The following is a 15719-nucleotide window of genomic DNA, read 5'->3' on the forward strand; positions in this document are numbered from 1 at the left end:
TCACAAAACTAACACAGAAATTAGTGCAAATTAGTGAAATTCGTGTTTAAAATAATTTATAATAAATAGTTGGTTTTATATAGGTCCGAATTTCTTTTTGTACCGATACAATTCTTCTTCTGTTTTTTTTAGAAGTTTTTCGAGGAGCTTTATTTTATCTTCGTAAAGCGTTTTCAGGGTTTCGTTGTTATCCTGATTAATGAGGATACTGCCGTTGTTATTTCCTTTTACATTATTAAAATTATTAAAGTACCTCTGACTGTCGAAACTAATGATATCTTCTACACTAACATCTAAAATACGGGCAATTTCAACTAATTTAACATAGGAAAGAACCGTTTTTCCTTTTTCAATTTTACTATAACCCGCCTGGGTGACACCTAGTTGATCTGCCATATATTCCTGAGTGTAATTTTTTAACTCTCTAATGCTTTTTATTTTGTTTTTTATTGAAGTGGCCATAAACTTTGTTTGGGGGGATGGTATAGCTATAACTGCAATGCGTATCTGAATTTGCTTCCAAATGTAGGTCAATGAAGCACTATTGATATGTTATTTTTTTTTAATGGTAATTATGAAACCGTATACTATTGCAACAGCCATAAATGCCCAATCGAAAGATGAAATTCCGAATAATGATTGATCCATTTTATTATCTTGGTTTTATGCTTCCTGCAAAATCTGATCAAATTTCAGACTAAGGTATTGGTCAATTTGTTTTCCTATTTTTGTTCGGTCTAATGCTTTTATTTTAATTTTAGTTTCTTTCTGATAAATGTCTTTTACGATAACATAATAATCAAATTCGAGATTTTTGGGGAATCTTAAAATGATTAAAATAGTGTAACAGAGCAAAGTTGGTATAATGTAGTAGAGTTCGGCAAAATTCGAAAAAATAATAAAATAATAGGCAAAAGCGGTTACTATTAAAAAAGCAATGTTTTCAAGAAAATAGGATTTCTTTTTTTTGAGCAATCCAAGCTCGACAATTTCATCAAAATTGTACTGCCAGTGCTCCGATCCGTAATAAAAACGGACTTGATCATGTGTGAGAGTAATAAACATAGTAATTGTGTTGTTTTAAAATAATAAGTATTCAATAACGAAATCTTAAATACAGTAGTGAAAAACCATTTTTATACTTGAAAATAGGTATAAAAACGCTAAAAATGTTACGAAACATTCCGAATCACAATATTACGTATATTCTGCTTTTTTATTCTTACAAAAAGTATCATAGAATATAACTATACGTTGTAATTCAATCTTAATATCACTTTTTACTGATTTTTAATATAGTTAGATTGAGATTTTACTGATATAGTATTTTATCCTAAAATTGAATTCTAAACTCAAAATTATTACCTAAAATAAAGGCCGTTTCTTTATTATTAGAAACGGCCTTTTTTTATCAAAATTATTATTTTTTGCTATTTTTTTTAATGCATTCCCCTAAAAATCATTTGTTTCATAAATTTATATTTTCTAATAAAATTTATATTTTACCAATCATATTTTCGATTCGTGAAAACGATATTTCAGGATTTGCTCCCGCAGATTCTGCAACTAAAGCACCAACGGCACAAGCAAAATCAATCGAAGTCTGTGGATCCTTATCGGTAAGTAAATAAGTTATTAACGAAGCCAAAAACGAATCGCCTGCCCCAACTGTATCGGCAACTTTTACCGGATAACCTTCATTTTCATAAAGTTGTCCTTTCCAAAACAATAAAGCGCCATGTTTGCCTCTTGTTACGCAAATTGCTTTTGTGTGGGTAAGTTCTGCAATAAAATGAATATTTTCTTCAAGACTTTCAAAAGGTGATTGTAAAGCTTTGGCAATTTCGAGGATTTCTTCGTCATTAAACTTAATAAAATCTGCCGAAAGCATTAATCTTTCAAGCACTTCATACGTATAATGCGGTTTTCTTAAATTAACGTCAAATACTTTATAAATGTTCATTTGCAGCAAATCTTCCAGCGAATCTCTCGAAACTTTATCACGGCAAACCAAACTTCCATAAATTAAAACATCAGCATTAATAACCAAAGTTTCCGCTTGATTATTCAGTACAATTTTATCCCACGCCGATGGATAATTGATTTCGTAAGTTGCAGAACCTCTTTCGTCTAAAGTTACTTTTACCAATCCAGTTGGGAAAGTTTCAGATTGCATAATGGCGTCTGTCTGAAGTCCTAATTGTTTTACGTGGTTTAGAATTGCTTTTCCGTCTTCATCATTTCCAACACAGCTTATCATCGCGACTTCACAACCTAATGTTTTCATTCTCAAAGCCACATTAAGCGGGGCTCCGCCTATCTTTTTCTTATCTTCAAAAACATCCCAAAGTACTTCTCCGTATGCTACTGCTTTAAGGCTTATATCGTTATTCATTCTTAACTTTTTTAATATTTATATGCAGGTTCAATATTATAAAGTTAAACTTTTATTTTTTGATGAGCTATAGAACGTGGAATATACAAACAAAAATAAGTCACAGCGTGACGTTATATTTATAGAACAGCGTGACGTTATATTTATAGAACAGCGTGACGTTATATTTATAAAAACATAAAATATATATAAGTTACAAAGCTCCATAGGAACGACATATATCGCTCCTATGGAGCTTTCGAAATGGTATATAATTGTTTGGCTATAAATATTATGCTCCGCTGGAGCTTCTTATTGCTTTTGCATTCTATTATTTCTTTTCAAAAAAAATAATAAACTACTTATTTTTTCTCGCCAATCTTTCAATAAAATAATAATTAAAATGGTTTCTATTCCCGAAATTATTCCTAAAAGCATAAACAAACTTTTAGTTCCGTGGGTAGAATTTAAAACTAATTCCATTAAATAAAGAGAAAAAGAGAAAGCCCATAAAAGGTTTAGGAAAGTAGTTGGAATATAGAAATTGCGAAACTTAAAATAATTTAACATCAAAATAAATACTCTTAAAAGCAATATAGCAACTGCTTCATAATTAAAGCCTAGTGACCTAACAAAAACAATAGTTACTATGAATATTAACCATGAAGAATAATTAACTACACTATAATATTTATTGAAGGAATAAAATGATTTTCGAGGATAAGATAAAATGGTATTTAATACAATAGCAGAAAACATCAATATGCTATAATGTTCCCATTTTAATTTTAAAAAAACAGCTAAAACTAATAAAAAAATCGGGCTAAATCTTAATAAGAATTTTATATTCATTAGTTGTTTAGCTTTAATTTTTATTCTTTTTTTATAAAACTACAATTTTTACTCCAATAAAAAAACAATCAATCCCCTCGCCCCATGCGCACCCAAAACCAAAGATTGTTCAATATCTGCCGTTTTTGAAGGTCCGGCGATAAAAGTTCCGAAACCATATTCCTGGTTTCCAATTCTTTCATACGCCTGATGCATTGTTGGGATAATGTCTTTTTTGTTTACGATAATCGCCAGATATTGTGTAATAAAAGGTGCCACACGCTGACCCAAAATATCATCGGTTACCCAAAGTGCGCTATTTTCGGCAACGCCAAAATGTGCTTTAATAATCGTTAATTCAACATTTTGCAACAAATGCGGATCTTCGTTTTTCCAATCTAAAACCGCCACTTCAGAAAGCTCAGGAACTGTGGTTATAATTCGTCTTTCGAGTGCATAATTATGCTGCAAAAAATCAATTATTTCATTATAATTCGTAACTTCAATAAAATCGCCGCCAATGTTTTTTAAAACGGTTTTATAAGTATCCAAAACCTCAAATTGATCAGATCCTAAAACATTTAGATTAGGTAAATCAGCAACTATATTCGGTTGGCTATTTTTTATTTTTTGTAAAATCTGGTCTTTACTGCTCATCTTTTTTCGCTTTAGCTTCTCTCGAATTTTTCTTGTACCATTCTCTAAAAGATTCCTCTGGAACATCTGGCATTTCGCGCTGATCGTACCATTTATTCATTTTATTATTCACCAAAGCGGGAATATTTTTCATTACAAATCTTCCTGATTTTCCTGCAATATTAAAAATCGTCGGGTTTGCCAGAACAGTAGCCATTGTTTTCATTGCTACAGTTTTTGCTGCTGGCGTATGCCCTTCTTTTACCAAAACCTGACGCCATTTGTACAATTGATCGTGAATGTCAATTTTTACCGGACAAACATTGGTACACGAACCACAAAGCGTACTTGCAAAAGGTAAATCTGCGTTTTTGCTCATGTCGAGATTGGGTGCCAAAATAGCGCCAATTGGTCCAGCAACGGCGTTGTGATAACTGTGTCCGCCGCTTCGTCTGTAAACCGGGCAAGTGTTCATACACGCACCACAACGAATACATTTTAATGAGTTTTTAAAATCTTCTCTGCCTAATTGCGTACTTCTTCCGTTGTCGACAATTACGATATGAATTTCTTTTCCGTCTCTAGGTTTTTTAAAATGACTTGAAAAAGTCGTAATTGGCTGTCCTGTTGCGCTTCTTGCCAATAATCTCAGAAAAACGCCTAAATGTTTTCGCTGCGGAATCAATTTCTCAAATCCCATACAGGCAATATGAACATCGGCTAAATGCGCGCCCATATCAGCATTTCCTTCATTGGTGCAAACCACAAATTCGCCGGTTTCTGCAATCGCAAAATTGACTCCGGTTAAAGCTACTTTTCTGGTTAAGAAGGTATTTCTTAACGTTAAACGAGCCGATTCTGTTAAATATTGAGGGTCAAAATTTCCTTTTTCAGTACCTAAATGTTTATGGAAAGTTTCGCTTACATCTTCTTTTTTAAGGTGAATGGCAGGCAAAACAATATGACTTGGCGGTTCTTTTCGAAGCTGAACAATAAATTCTCCTAAATCAGAATCGATTACTTCGATACCTTTTTCGGCCAGATAATCATTCAAATGACATTCTTCTGTAAGCATTGATTTTGATTTCACCATTTGCTTTACATCGTGTTTTGCCATGATAGAATGCACGATTTCATTGTGTTCTTTGGCATCAGCAGCCCAATGCACAATGATTCCGTTTTTTTGAGCATTGGCCTCAAATTCAACTAAATAATCATGAATATTAGAGAGTACATTGTTTTTTATTTGTGAAGCCGTTTCACGAAGCAATTCCCAATCGGGAATATTATGCGCGGCTCTGTCACGTTTTTCACGAACAAACCAAAGTGTTTCATCATGCCAGTTTACGCGTTCTACATCTTTGTTAAAACGTGTTGCGGCTTCACTATGTTCAATTATTTTTTTTGATGACATCTTTTTCTTTTGTTTTTTTACCATTAAGACATTAAGTAATTTAAGCCTAGCTTTATGAACTTAATCTCTTAATGGTAAAAGAAAATTAAGCTTTAATTTTAAAAATCACTTTCCTTGTTTATTTAACCATTAAGACATTAAGTAATTTAAGCCTAGCTTTATGAACTTAATATCTTAATGGTAAAAAGAAAATTAAGCTTAATTTTAAAATCACTTAGTTTTCGAACGAATTTAATATTTCGGCAATATGAATGGTTTTTATGCTGCTTTTTTGTCTTTTTAGAATTCCTTCCAAATGCATTAAACACGACATATCGCCACCTGTAATATAATCAACCTGATGATTTTCATGATCTTTAATTCGGTCTTGTCCCATTTTTACAGAAACAGCTTCTTCGGTCACACAAAATGTTCCGCCAAAACCACAACATTCATCTTTTCTGGATAAAGAAACCAAATCAAGTCCGTTTATTTTGCTTAATAATTGTTCCGGTTTAGAGAAAAATGGCGCGTTTAATTCCGTCATCTGCGAAAGCTTTAATCCACGCTGACCGTGACAGCTTGCATGCATTCCTACTCTAAATGGGAAATTTCCGTTGATATGGTCTACTTTCAAAATATCGGTAATAAATTCCGTTAATTCGAAAACTTTTTTACGCATTTCAGCCGCTAATTCTTCTTGTTTATCATCATGCAAATGTTCTTTTACATGCAAAACACAACTTCCAGACGGACAAACGATATAATCAAAACCAGCAAAATTGGCTATAAAATTGGCATCACAGCCTTTGGTTAAATATTGATATCCGCTGTTTGCCATCGGCTGTCCGCAGCAGGTTTGCCCCATCGGGAAATGAACTTCACAGCCCAATTTCTGCAAAAGCTCATAGGTTGCAATAGCTACTTTTGGGTAAAACTGATCGACATAACACGGTATAAATAATCCGATTTTCATATTCTTTTTCATTATTTTTTAAACACATAAACTATGTGTGTAAATATTTTTTCACGAAGATTTTGCAGATTGAGCAGATTTTTTATTTTAATCTTTTCTTTCAACGGATTAAAATCCGTTGCTACAAAATGAATCGTTCCGCCGGAACTTTTGTAAAGAGCCTTCATATCACTTTGTAGAGTTACTTGCGAAGATTTCTCTCCCGAAGCCTCGGGATCGAAATGACAAACTACCTTCAATAATTATAATAAAAAAAATCTACTCAATCTGCCAAATCTGCGTGAAACAAAATCTTTTAATTCTTTAATCTGTGGCATTTATTCTAACTCAAACCAAACAGATTTTTAATTTTTAATTCTAAATTTTTAATTCCAAATCTAGTGTTTATAAAACTTCAAATCAATCAAATCATTTTGAATTGGTTTTGGATTCCAGTTTTGATGAATTGCCAACGCCGCGCCCAATGCACTTGCCTGCGCCATTGATGCTGCATACACTTCTACATCCGGAAAAGCTTCTGCCAGTAAATTCATGAAAATGGAATTTTTGCTAAAACCTCCGTCTACAAAAATCTTCTTTACAGGACTATTACGAATGACTAAATTAGTTGAAAAAAACTGTTGTTCGACCAAATCAAGCATTAATTGATGATATGCAATATCGTAATTTTTAAAGGTATTTAAATCTCTTTTTTGAAACGGACATTCTTTAAGAATATCAAAATCATATTTTTTCGGATAAACAATTTGAAAATTTAAAGCTCTTAAATTCGAAACTATCTTTTTATCAAAATAAATATCCTTGAAAGAATCAAACGGTACATTGAAATGTTCTGCTAATCTTTTGGCCTGAATTTCATGTTCGTTACCAGAAAAAAGCCGTGCTGCTTTTACCGGTTTTTCGGTGTATTGCATATAACACAAACAATCGTTTTGAAGTTCTTCAAACGTTAAAGGTCTATTATTAAACGGATTTAAAGAAATACTCCAGGTTCCTGTTGATAATAAAACAAAAGGTTCTGTAAAATTAATCGTGTACGGAATAATTGCCGATGAACTATCGTGCAAACCAATACCGACAGCGATACCATTTTCTTTTTTAATAATGTCTTTACCCGGATGAATTGGCGGAAGTTTCTCTTTAATACCTTCATTTTTAAGCCATTTATGATACTTCATCTTTTTAAAATTCCAAAGATTAGTATGGCATCCAATGCTTGTAATATCGGTATAAGCTTCACCGGTTAACAGAAAACTCAAATATTGCGGAAGATGTAAACAATATTGTACTTTTTCAAACAACTCCGGATTTTCTTCTTTTAGCCTGTAAATCTGCATTCCGGAATTCAGGCTTCCTAAAACAGGAGAAGCTGTTTTTACAGCAAAAACTTCTTCTCCTTTATATTTAGTATAAAAATTGTCTTTTAGCTCTTTTGGATAATCTTTCAGATAATTATACAAAGGCGTTAAAACTTCACCTTTGCCATCAATATAAACAAAACTGGCTCCGTAAGTGCTAAAATTTATTGCTTTAAGAGTGTAATTACTGAGTTCTTTAATTTCTGATAATCGATCGAGAATCCAGTTTTTAAGGACTTCAATATCTTCACAGGGAAAACCGTCTTCATCAACTGTTTCCTCAAGATTTACTGACTTTTCCCAAACAATTTTATAGTTTTCATCAAATAAAAATACTTTTTTGTTGGTTTTACCAATATCAAAAATTGCAACTACATTCATTATTTTAATTTTGAGTTATGAATTATAAATTGTGAGTCAAAGAATTATGATTTTGTCCTAGTTAACGAATAACTCATAATTCATAACTTATAATTATAATCCTGTTGCCATTGTTTTTAATCCTCTTTCTCCAATTAGATTTTTTCTAACGGCAAGACTGCGATACAATTCAACCGGGTTTAATGCCGCTCCGGAACGCAAACGGGCTTCGGCAACCAAAGCACGAACATCGGTACGGAAAGCATTTTGCAGAATTTCCTGTGCTTTTACAACATCGTTCTCTTCCTGAGCAATTTCTAATGCTTTTCTATCTACTAAAAGTGCCTGAGCATAAGCAATCATAATCGCTTCTACAGATTGCAATAAATCTTCTAAAGGATCTTTGATATTGTGAGAAGCATCAATCATCCAGCCTAAATCTTTGGCGTGATTCATTCCTCTGGCATCCATTCCTTCAACTAATTCATTGAAAATCAAAAATAATTGGTAAGGTTTTAAAGCTCCCGCTGTTAAATCGTCATCGCCATATTTTGAATCGTTAAAGTGGAAACCGCCTAATTTGTTTTCCATTAATAATAAAGAAACAATTTGCTCGATATTGGCGTTTGGTAAATGATGTCCTAAATCGACCAATGTCTGTGCTTTGTCTCCTAATTTTTTTACGTATGAATAAGATTGTCCCCAATCTGCAACCGTTGTAGAATAAAAATTAGGTTCTGCACATTTGTATTCTAAAAATAATTTCCAGTTGGATGGCAATGCGTCGTAGATTTCTTCTAAACTTTCTAAGGTATTTTGATACGCTTTACGGAAGTTTAATTGTCCCGGAAAAGAAGATCCATCTGCCAACCAAACCGTTAGCGATTCTGATCCTAATTCGATTCCGTGTTTGATAACCTCTATATTATGTGCAATCGCTTGTTTACGAATTGCTTTATTTGTGTTTTGTAAAGAACCGAATTTATAAGTATGTTCCTGATTGGCCTGATCCTGAAAAGTATTCGAGTTCATGGCATCAAACTTTAAATTGTGTTGTCCTGCTAAAGTTTTTATTGCTTTATAATCCTGTGGAATGTCCCAAGGAATATGCAATGAAATAGCTCCAGAAGCTTTGTTTAAAGCATGAAGCAAACCAACATCTTCAATTTTTTCTTCGATCGAACGTGGTTCTCCTCCTCCGGCAAAACGCCCGAATCTTGTTCCTCCGGTTCCCAATGCCCAAGATGGAATTGCAATTTGGAATTCGATTAATTTTTTAATAATCGCTTCTGCATCACCAATTTCTGAAATTGTGAACGCAAATTTATTTTGATGTTTTTTTAATAACTCATCATTATGCGAGTCTATTTTGTTTGATCCAATTAACATATTTTTTCTCTTTAATGGAATTTCAATTGCTAAATATATAAATTGAATTCCTGTTTTACTATACTATTTTGAAGCTAATTTGTTTGTTTAAAATTCTTTTACATTTTAAAAACCTAACGTTCGAAATCATCGAACGCTAGATCACAAAAAACCACTTTTGCTTAAACAAACTTAAAAAAAACTATTTTTATCTATAGAAACCCATTGATACTCCGCCGTCTACATTTAGTGCGTTTCCTGTCGATTTATCCAGTAAACCGCCAACAAAAGCAAAACACGCATTGGCAATATCATCAGGTAATATGATTTCGTTTAATAAAGTGCGTTTGGCATAATACGCCGGTAATTCTTCTACCGTAATACCATACGCTTTTGCACGTCCTTCTGCCCATCCTCCAGACCAAATGTTTGAGTCTGAAATTACTGCATCAGGATTTACCGTATTCACACGGATTTTATCTGCTCCCAATTCTGCTGCCATAAGGCGCGTTAAGTGTGCCTGGGCTGCTTTTGCCGATCCATAACCCGGATTGTTTGGTCCTGCTACAACTGCATTCTTGGAAACAATGTTTACAATATCTCCGCCAAATCCTTGTTTTCTCATTACTTCGATTCCGGCTTTTGAAACTATAAATTGTCCTTTTACCAAAATGTCATACAATCTGTCCCATTCTTCGAGCGTATGTTCTGCAATTGATTTTGAAATACTAATTCCGGCATTGTTTACCACGATATCAACTCCACCAAAAGCAAGACAAGCTTCGTCTAATGCTTTTTCTGTGCTGCTTTCGTTTGTAACATTTAAAAGCGTACTGGAAACTGCATCTTTTCCGAAGGTTTTTATAAAATCTGCTGTAGCTTCACTTAATCTTTCTTCGTTGATATCATTGATGATGACGCACGCACCTTCCTGAGCAAACTTTTTGGCGATAGCTTTTCCTATTCCTCCCGCAGAACCTGTGATAAGGGCAACCCTTCCAGACAATGCTTTTGGTTTTGGCATACGCTGTAATTTAGCTTCTTCCAACAACCAATATTCGATATCAAAAGCTTCCTGATGTGGAAGTGAAGTATATTCTGAAACTGCTTCTGCGCCTTTCATTACGTTCACCGCATTTACATAATATTCTGACGCCAAACGTGCCATCGTTTTATCTTTGGCAAAAGTGAACATTCCAACTCCCGGATATAAAATAACCACAGGATTTGGATCACGCATCGCTGGTGAATTATTTTTTTTGCAGGCATTGTAATAATCCTTGTACATGGCTCTGTACGCTTCAAAAGCAGGCTGTAATTTTGCTTTGATAGCATTTACATCTGATAAATCTTCGTTTGGATCCAATTCCAAAACAAGGGGACTGATTTTGGTTCTTAAAAAGTGATCCGGACAAGAAGTTCCAAGTGGAGCCAGTTTTTCCAAATCATTTGAGTTGATGAATTCCAAAACTCTTGCATCATCCGTATAATGACCAATCATTTGGCGTTCTGATGAGCAGAATCCTCTTAAAATTGGGGCTACTTTTGCTGCTTTTAGTTTACGTTCGTTTTCCGGTAAACTATTTATTTTTTGTCCTCCAAAAACAGGACGTTTTTTTCCGTAGTTGTTCTCAAGATAAGTCGCACATTTCTCGATTACTTCAAGCGTGTTGATGTAACTTTCGTATGATGTGTCTCCCCAGGTAAAAAGTCCGTGAGAACCCAGCATGATTCCTCTTAGTTTTTTTCCTTTTTTTTCTGCTTCTTCCAAACAGCTTCTTAATTGAAGTCCCAAATCAAAACCCGGACGCTGCCAGCCTACCCAGCCGATTTCCCCGTCGAATAATTCTTCGGTGATTTTGGCCCCGTCTTTTGCCGCTGCAATGGCAATAGCTGCATCGGGATGCAAATGGTCGATATGTTTGAAAGGTAAAAATCCGTGTAAAGGTGTGTCGATTGATGGCGCTTTTGAAGCCAGATCAAAAATACAATGATTGAACAATTCTACCATTTCGTCTTCGAATTCAATGCCTCTGTAAACGTTTTCCAAATTACGAAGTCTTTCTAAATACAATGCCGCACAGCCCGATTTGGTCAGAGTTCCGATATCGCCGCCTGAACCTTTGATCCACATTACTTCTGAGTTTTCACCAGTCAAAGGATCTTTGTCAGTAATTTTAACCGAAGTATTTCCTCCTCCGTAATTGGTCAATCGTAAATCGGCCCCAAGTAAATTAGAACGATAAATGAAAAGCGCTACTTCATCCCCTGCCAAGGCCGCTGCTTTGGTTTCATCCCAAAGGTAGCTCACGTGCTTAAAATTCATATTAATGGTATTTTTATTCGACATCTATATTGTTTTTGGTTGTATCTATTTTATAATGAATTTCCAATCCCGACCAAAACTATCGAGAGCATGATCAATCCAATTCCCCATAAAAAAGTATTGAATGTTTTTTTGGAAACTCCTTTCCATTCTTTCAGATAAAATCCCCAGAAATTGGCTGTAAGGATAATCGTTGCCATGTGCAAAATCCATGAACTGGCTCCGTTTCCTAGTTTGCTTTCACCCATTCCGTAGAAGAAAAATTGCAAAAACCACATCGTTCCGGCAAGTGCAGAAAAAAGGATATTTTTAGTAATTGGAGTTGATTTATTAGTATAATCTCCAAAGGTTTTATTCTTGAAATTAAGGTACATACACCAAATAAAATTTGTTGTAAGTCCGCCCCAAAGAAGTACGATATAAGTAACATTATTTTGAAATAAAGGATTACAGCCTGAAACTACAGCCGCTTCTGCCATTGGTTTTCCGGCTTCGATTCCGTAATTGAAAAAAGAGCTTAAAATACCAGATATTACAGCAATGATGAGTCCTTTAGTCAAATTAAAATCTTTGTCTTTATCCTCATGTCCAACCGCAAAATCCTTTTCTTTTAAAATTCCTGCTTTCCCTGAAATGGCAATTCCGATAAGGCAAACCAAAACGCCAAGCAACACGAGCTGTCCGCCAGTACTTTGCAACATATCTGTAAAGGAAATTTTCCCTTCAGTTGGATAAAAATTATAATAAATAGAAGGTACTAAAGCTCCAAAAGCAGAACAGAAACCTAATACAATAGAATTTCCAAGTGACATTCCGAGATAGCGAACGCCTAAACCGTACGTTAATCCACCAATTCCCCAAATCAATCCCATAGAAAAAGTAAAGGCTTTGATTGTAGGCGAAGCTGCAGCAATAATATCAACAAAATTCGGAATCGTTAAATAAGCTGCAATTGGCGGAACGATAAGCCAGGAGAAAAAACCTCCTACGAGCCAGTAGCTTTCCCAAGCCCAATTTTTAACTTTTTTGAATGGCATGTAAAAACTCCCTGAAGAAAAACCTCCGATGGAGTGAAAAATGATTCCTAATAATGATTCCATTTATTAATTTGTTTGTGGTTATTGTGATAGTTAATCTCGTTTGGTAAAATAAGAAAATGTAAAAAACAAAACTATCCTGTACTATCCTTTATATTATATGTTAAAACAGAGAGGTATTGTAAAGAAGAGTCTGATTATATTGAAAAAATAAATTTAAAATTTCTATTTTAGCAATCGATTTCGCAATTATTAAAATGACACTTATTTAATAAATAAAAAATCAGATTAAGAATTAAGTTCCTTAAATTTAATGTCTCCTTTTAATTGAAACACTAACAAAACAAGGTAACAGATTAATTTAAAACTATTTACAAAAAATATAATTTAGAATTGCGTTTTATTAAACGAACGTAATTTGCAATTACAAGCCCCATGATCAAACTTATTAAAATAGATGAAGATTCAAGAGTTCCAAAATACAAACAAATTGTAGACTCGATTCTGCAAAATATTGCCAACGGAAATCTAAAAATAAATCAAAAAATTCCTTCTATAAACAGCTTTAGTGAAGAGTTTTATATGTCGAGAGATACAGTTGAGAAGGCTTATAATATTTTAAAAGAGCGAAAAATCATTTCATCCATTCGTGGAAAAGGTTATTATATTACCCGAACCAAGCTTGAATCTAAGGTAAATATTTTGTTTTTATTTAATAAACTGAGTGCGTACAAAATGAAAACGTACAATTCGTTTATTAATACCGTTGGCGCAAATGCCCATACTGATCTGCATATTTACCATTGCGACGAAACATTATTCCTGAATTTACTGGACAAGTTTGAAGGTGTTTACGATTATTATGTCATTACAACACATTTTAAAACCGATGAATTAAAACACTTAAGTTTTACTGATGAAGTTGTAAAAGCGATTCAAAAAATTCCGCAGGATAAATTGGTTATTATGGATAACATAAAACTAACTACGGAAGGCGAAATTATCAAAATTTATCAGGATTTTGAAAATGATATTTACAATGCCTTAAAAGAAGGTCTTGCCAAAATAACTAAATATAAAAAATTAATTCTGGTTTATCCTGAAAAAGCGGTTTATCCTTATCCGCGCAGAATTTTACACGGTTTCAAAAAGTTTTGTGTCGAACACGAAATCAATTTTGAAATCCTAAGCGAGGTTTATGACGATATGGTGCTTAAAAAAGGCGATTTATTTATTACTATTGAAGAATCTGATCTTGTTAACCTTATGAAACAAATTCGCGATGAAGAATATGTTTTAGGAAAAGATATTGGCGTGATCTCTTATAACGACACGCCACTAAAAGAACTTTTGGGAATTACTGTAATGTCTACCGATTTTAATGTTATGGGAGAAACTGCTGCGCGAATGATTTTGAATAAAGAGAAAGGTTCGGTGAAGGTTCCGTTTAATTTTATTGACAGGAATTCGATTTAATGAATTAATAAAATTCAAAAATATTTCACCATAATATTGTAAACATAGCCAACGGTTTCAACCGTTGGAGCGCAATATGTTCATACAATGTGTATTCCAATTACATGATTGAAATCGTTGAAAAACAATGCGTTTTACAATACGTCTCCCACGGTTAAAACCGTGGGCTATGGTTAAAATATGATACGATAGAATCAATCCTTTCTCTCAAAATTCACAACATTTTCATGAATATCTTTTTCTCCTGAAACATTATCAGCTTTAATATTTTTAAGAAAAACATTCTCAACCGGAAGTTCCTTTTGCCCCAGAATCCTTGAAATAAATTTTACGTTTGTTGCTTTTATATTCTCCAGATATACGTTTTTTATTGGCGTTAATTTTCGTTCGATTGTAGGAACCAGATTTCTCCATTGATACATGACATCGGTTTCAATTCCCAGAATTCCTTCGTCGATTTTACCGCATGTTATGTTACTCATATAAATATTGTTGACATATCCGCCACGGCGTTCGTTGGTTTTGATGAACAGAAGATGATTCAGTTTTGCGCCATCCACGACAGTACAATTATCGATGAAAACATTTTCTATTCCGCCGGAAAGTTCGCTTCCAATGGCTACCAATTGATGTCCGTTTTTAACGATACAATTTCGCATGACAACGTTTTTTGAAGGCGTATTCAATCGCCAGGCATCCTGATTGCTTCCAGATTTTATTGCAATTGCATCATCACCCTGATCAAAAACACAATTTTCAATTAATACATTCTGACTCATTTCAGGATCAACGCCGTCATTGTTATGTCCGTGTGCGTAAACTTTTAGATTTCTCAGGACAACATCTTTAGATAAAAAAGGATGAATCGTCCAAAACGGACTATTGGTAATTGTAACGCCATCCATTACAATATTCTCACAGCGATTGAACTGAATAAACTGAGGTCGAAAATGCGCCGAATCGTTTACCATTTGGCGTTCTTTCAAAGGTTTGTTGTAAGAAGCCAAATAATACAATCGTTTTAAACTTTCCATGTGGCCTTTTGGTCGTTTAAACCATTCTGTCCAGATATCCATTTTTGCCTTTAATTCGCCTTCTCCGGTAATGGCAATATTTTTACATTGGTACGCATAAACCAACGGCGAATAATTATAGCATTCATATCCTTCCCAAGTCGAGGAAACGGCGGGCAAATAATCATTTGGATCTTCTGAGAAAAGTAAAACTGCTCCTTTGTTCAAATGAAGGTTAACATTACTCTTAAAATGGATTTTTTTCGTAATCCATTCGCCTTCAGGAATCACAACAATTCCGCCTCCAGCTTTATTTGCTTTTGTGATTGCTTTATTTATGGCATCAGATATTTTGTCCTTATTTCCTTTTATAGCTCCGAAATCTACAATTGAATATTCCTTGCAATTCGTGAAATCCGGAATTTTAATCGCCGGCATCTCAAAAGGAGCTTTTACAACAACTTCTTTTAGCGTTACGCCTGATTGATTTTTCTTAAATGACAAAAAAATAAGCGAAACTAAAAGAGCAGAAACAAATAGTATTTTCTTCATGATAAGTAATTTTTTAATG

The 15719-nt window shown here is 33.8% G+C and carries 13 protein-coding genes; 1 reads left to right on the forward strand and 12 read right to left on the reverse strand.

The annotated features are described in order from the left end of the window. Window positions 1-75: 75 nt before the first annotated feature. From RT99_RS19860 to rhaT, 11 genes are all read right to left on the reverse strand, one after another. On the reverse strand, window positions 76-462 hold the full coding sequence (locus RT99_RS19860) for a helix-turn-helix transcriptional regulator (RefSeq protein WP_042566494.1): 387 nt from the start codon (window positions 460-462) through the stop codon (window positions 76-78). Between the two features lie 201 nt (window positions 463-663). Further along, complete coding sequence (locus RT99_RS19865; protein WP_042566495.1) at window positions 664-1065, reverse strand: hypothetical protein; 402 nt, start codon at window positions 1063-1065, stop codon at window positions 664-666. Window positions 1066-1495: 430 nt separating this feature from the next. Continuing rightward, on the reverse strand, window positions 1496-2395 hold the full coding sequence (locus RT99_RS19870; RefSeq protein WP_042566496.1) for a carbohydrate kinase: 900 nt from the start codon (window positions 2393-2395) through the stop codon (window positions 1496-1498). Between the two features lie 291 nt (window positions 2396-2686). Continuing rightward, complete coding sequence (locus RT99_RS19875; RefSeq protein ID WP_042566497.1) at window positions 2687-3226, reverse strand: hypothetical protein; 540 nt, start codon at window positions 3224-3226, stop codon at window positions 2687-2689. A gap of 48 nt (window positions 3227-3274) precedes the next feature. Beyond that, a complete protein-coding gene (locus tag RT99_RS19880; RefSeq protein ID WP_042566498.1) occupies window positions 3275-3862 on the reverse strand; it encodes an LUD domain-containing protein in 588 nt (195 codons plus the stop codon). After that, window positions 3852-5255, reverse strand: coding sequence for a lactate utilization protein B (locus RT99_RS19885; protein WP_042566538.1), 1404 nt, complete (start codon window positions 5253-5255; stop codon window positions 3852-3854). Before RT99_RS19885 ends, RT99_RS19880 begins: the two co-directional genes overlap by 11 nt. Before the next feature lie 214 nt (window positions 5256-5469). After that, on the reverse strand, window positions 5470-6210 hold the full coding sequence (locus RT99_RS19890; protein ID WP_042566539.1) for a (Fe-S)-binding protein: 741 nt from the start codon (window positions 6208-6210) through the stop codon (window positions 5470-5472). Window positions 6211-6587: 377 nt separating this feature from the next. Further along, complete coding sequence (locus tag RT99_RS19900; protein ID WP_042566500.1) at window positions 6588-7949, reverse strand: FGGY-family carbohydrate kinase; 1362 nt, start codon at window positions 7947-7949, stop codon at window positions 6588-6590. A 93-nt stretch (window positions 7950-8042) separates the two neighbouring features. Beyond that, entirely contained in the window at window positions 8043-9317 is a 1275-nt protein-coding gene (locus RT99_RS19905; protein WP_042566501.1) for a TIM barrel protein, read from the reverse strand. 187 nt (window positions 9318-9504) lie between these two features. Then, window positions 9505-11646 carry a bifunctional rhamnulose-1-phosphate aldolase/short-chain dehydrogenase gene (locus RT99_RS19910; protein ID WP_042566502.1) on the reverse strand — a complete coding sequence of 714 codons (2142 nt, stop codon included), beginning with the start codon at window positions 11644-11646 and terminating at the stop codon, window positions 9505-9507. A gap of 26 nt (window positions 11647-11672) precedes the next feature. Next, window positions 11673-12722 carry an L-rhamnose/proton symporter RhaT gene (gene rhaT / locus RT99_RS19915; RefSeq protein ID WP_042566503.1) on the reverse strand — a complete coding sequence of 350 codons (1050 nt, stop codon included), beginning with the start codon at window positions 12720-12722 and terminating at the stop codon, window positions 11673-11675. Between the two features lie 372 nt (window positions 12723-13094). On the opposite strand from rhaT, the gene RT99_RS19920 reads away from it, so the two are divergent. After that, on the forward strand, window positions 13095-14135 hold the full coding sequence (locus RT99_RS19920; RefSeq protein WP_042566504.1) for a GntR family transcriptional regulator: 1041 nt from the start codon (window positions 13095-13097) through the stop codon (window positions 14133-14135). 194 nt (window positions 14136-14329) lie between these two features. Here the strand turns inward: RT99_RS19920 and RT99_RS19925 are convergent, their stop codons facing one another. Next, window positions 14330-15700 (reverse strand): glycoside hydrolase family 28 protein, encoded by a 1371-nt coding sequence (locus tag RT99_RS19925; RefSeq protein WP_042566505.1) that lies wholly within the window; start codon window positions 15698-15700, stop codon window positions 14330-14332. Window positions 15701-15719: the final 19 nt, after the last annotated feature.

Source organism: Flavobacterium sp. MEB061 (assembly GCF_000834715.1).
Classification (GTDB): domain Bacteria; phylum Bacteroidota; class Bacteroidia; order Flavobacteriales; family Flavobacteriaceae; genus Flavobacterium; species Flavobacterium pectinovorum.

Bases quoted from the DNA above. Each gene is read 5' to 3' on its own strand.
- RT99_RS19865 (WP_042566495.1), bottom strand. From the start codon at position 1,065: ATGTTTATTACTCTCACACATGATCAAGTCCGTTTTTATTACGGATCG.
- RT99_RS19860 (WP_042566494.1), bottom strand. From the start codon at position 462: ATGGCCACTTCAATAAAAAACAAAATAAAAAGCATTAGAGAGTTAAAA.
- RT99_RS19875 (WP_042566497.1), bottom strand. From the start codon at position 3,226: ATGAATATAAAATTCTTATTAAGATTTAGCCCGATTTTTTTATTAGTT.
- RT99_RS19870 (WP_042566496.1), bottom strand. From the start codon at position 2,395: ATGAATAACGATATAAGCCTTAAAGCAGTAGCATACGGAGAAGTACTT.
- RT99_RS19900 (WP_042566500.1), bottom strand. From the start codon at position 7,949: ATGAATGTAGTTGCAATTTTTGATATTGGTAAAACCAACAAAAAAGTA.
- RT99_RS19910 (WP_042566502.1), bottom strand. From the start codon at position 11,646: ATGTCGAATAAAAATACCATTAATATGAATTTTAAGCACGTGAGCTAC.
- RT99_RS19890 (WP_042566539.1), bottom strand. From the start codon at position 6,210: ATGAAAATCGGATTATTTATACCGTGTTATGTCGATCAGTTTTACCCA.
- RT99_RS19885 (WP_042566538.1), bottom strand. From the start codon at position 5,255: ATGTCATCAAAAAAAATAATTGAACATAGTGAAGCCGCAACACGTTTT.
- RT99_RS19920 (WP_042566504.1), top strand. From the start codon at position 13,095: ATGATCAAACTTATTAAAATAGATGAAGATTCAAGAGTTCCAAAATAC.
- rhaT (WP_042566503.1), bottom strand. From the start codon at position 12,722: ATGGAATCATTATTAGGAATCATTTTTCACTCCATCGGAGGTTTTTCT.
- RT99_RS19905 (WP_042566501.1), bottom strand. From the start codon at position 9,317: ATGTTAATTGGATCAAACAAAATAGACTCGCATAATGATGAGTTATTA.
- RT99_RS19880 (WP_042566498.1), bottom strand. From the start codon at position 3,862: ATGAGCAGTAAAGACCAGATTTTACAAAAAATAAAAAATAGCCAACCG.
- RT99_RS19925 (WP_042566505.1), bottom strand. From the start codon at position 15,700: ATGAAGAAAATACTATTTGTTTCTGCTCTTTTAGTTTCGCTTATTTTT.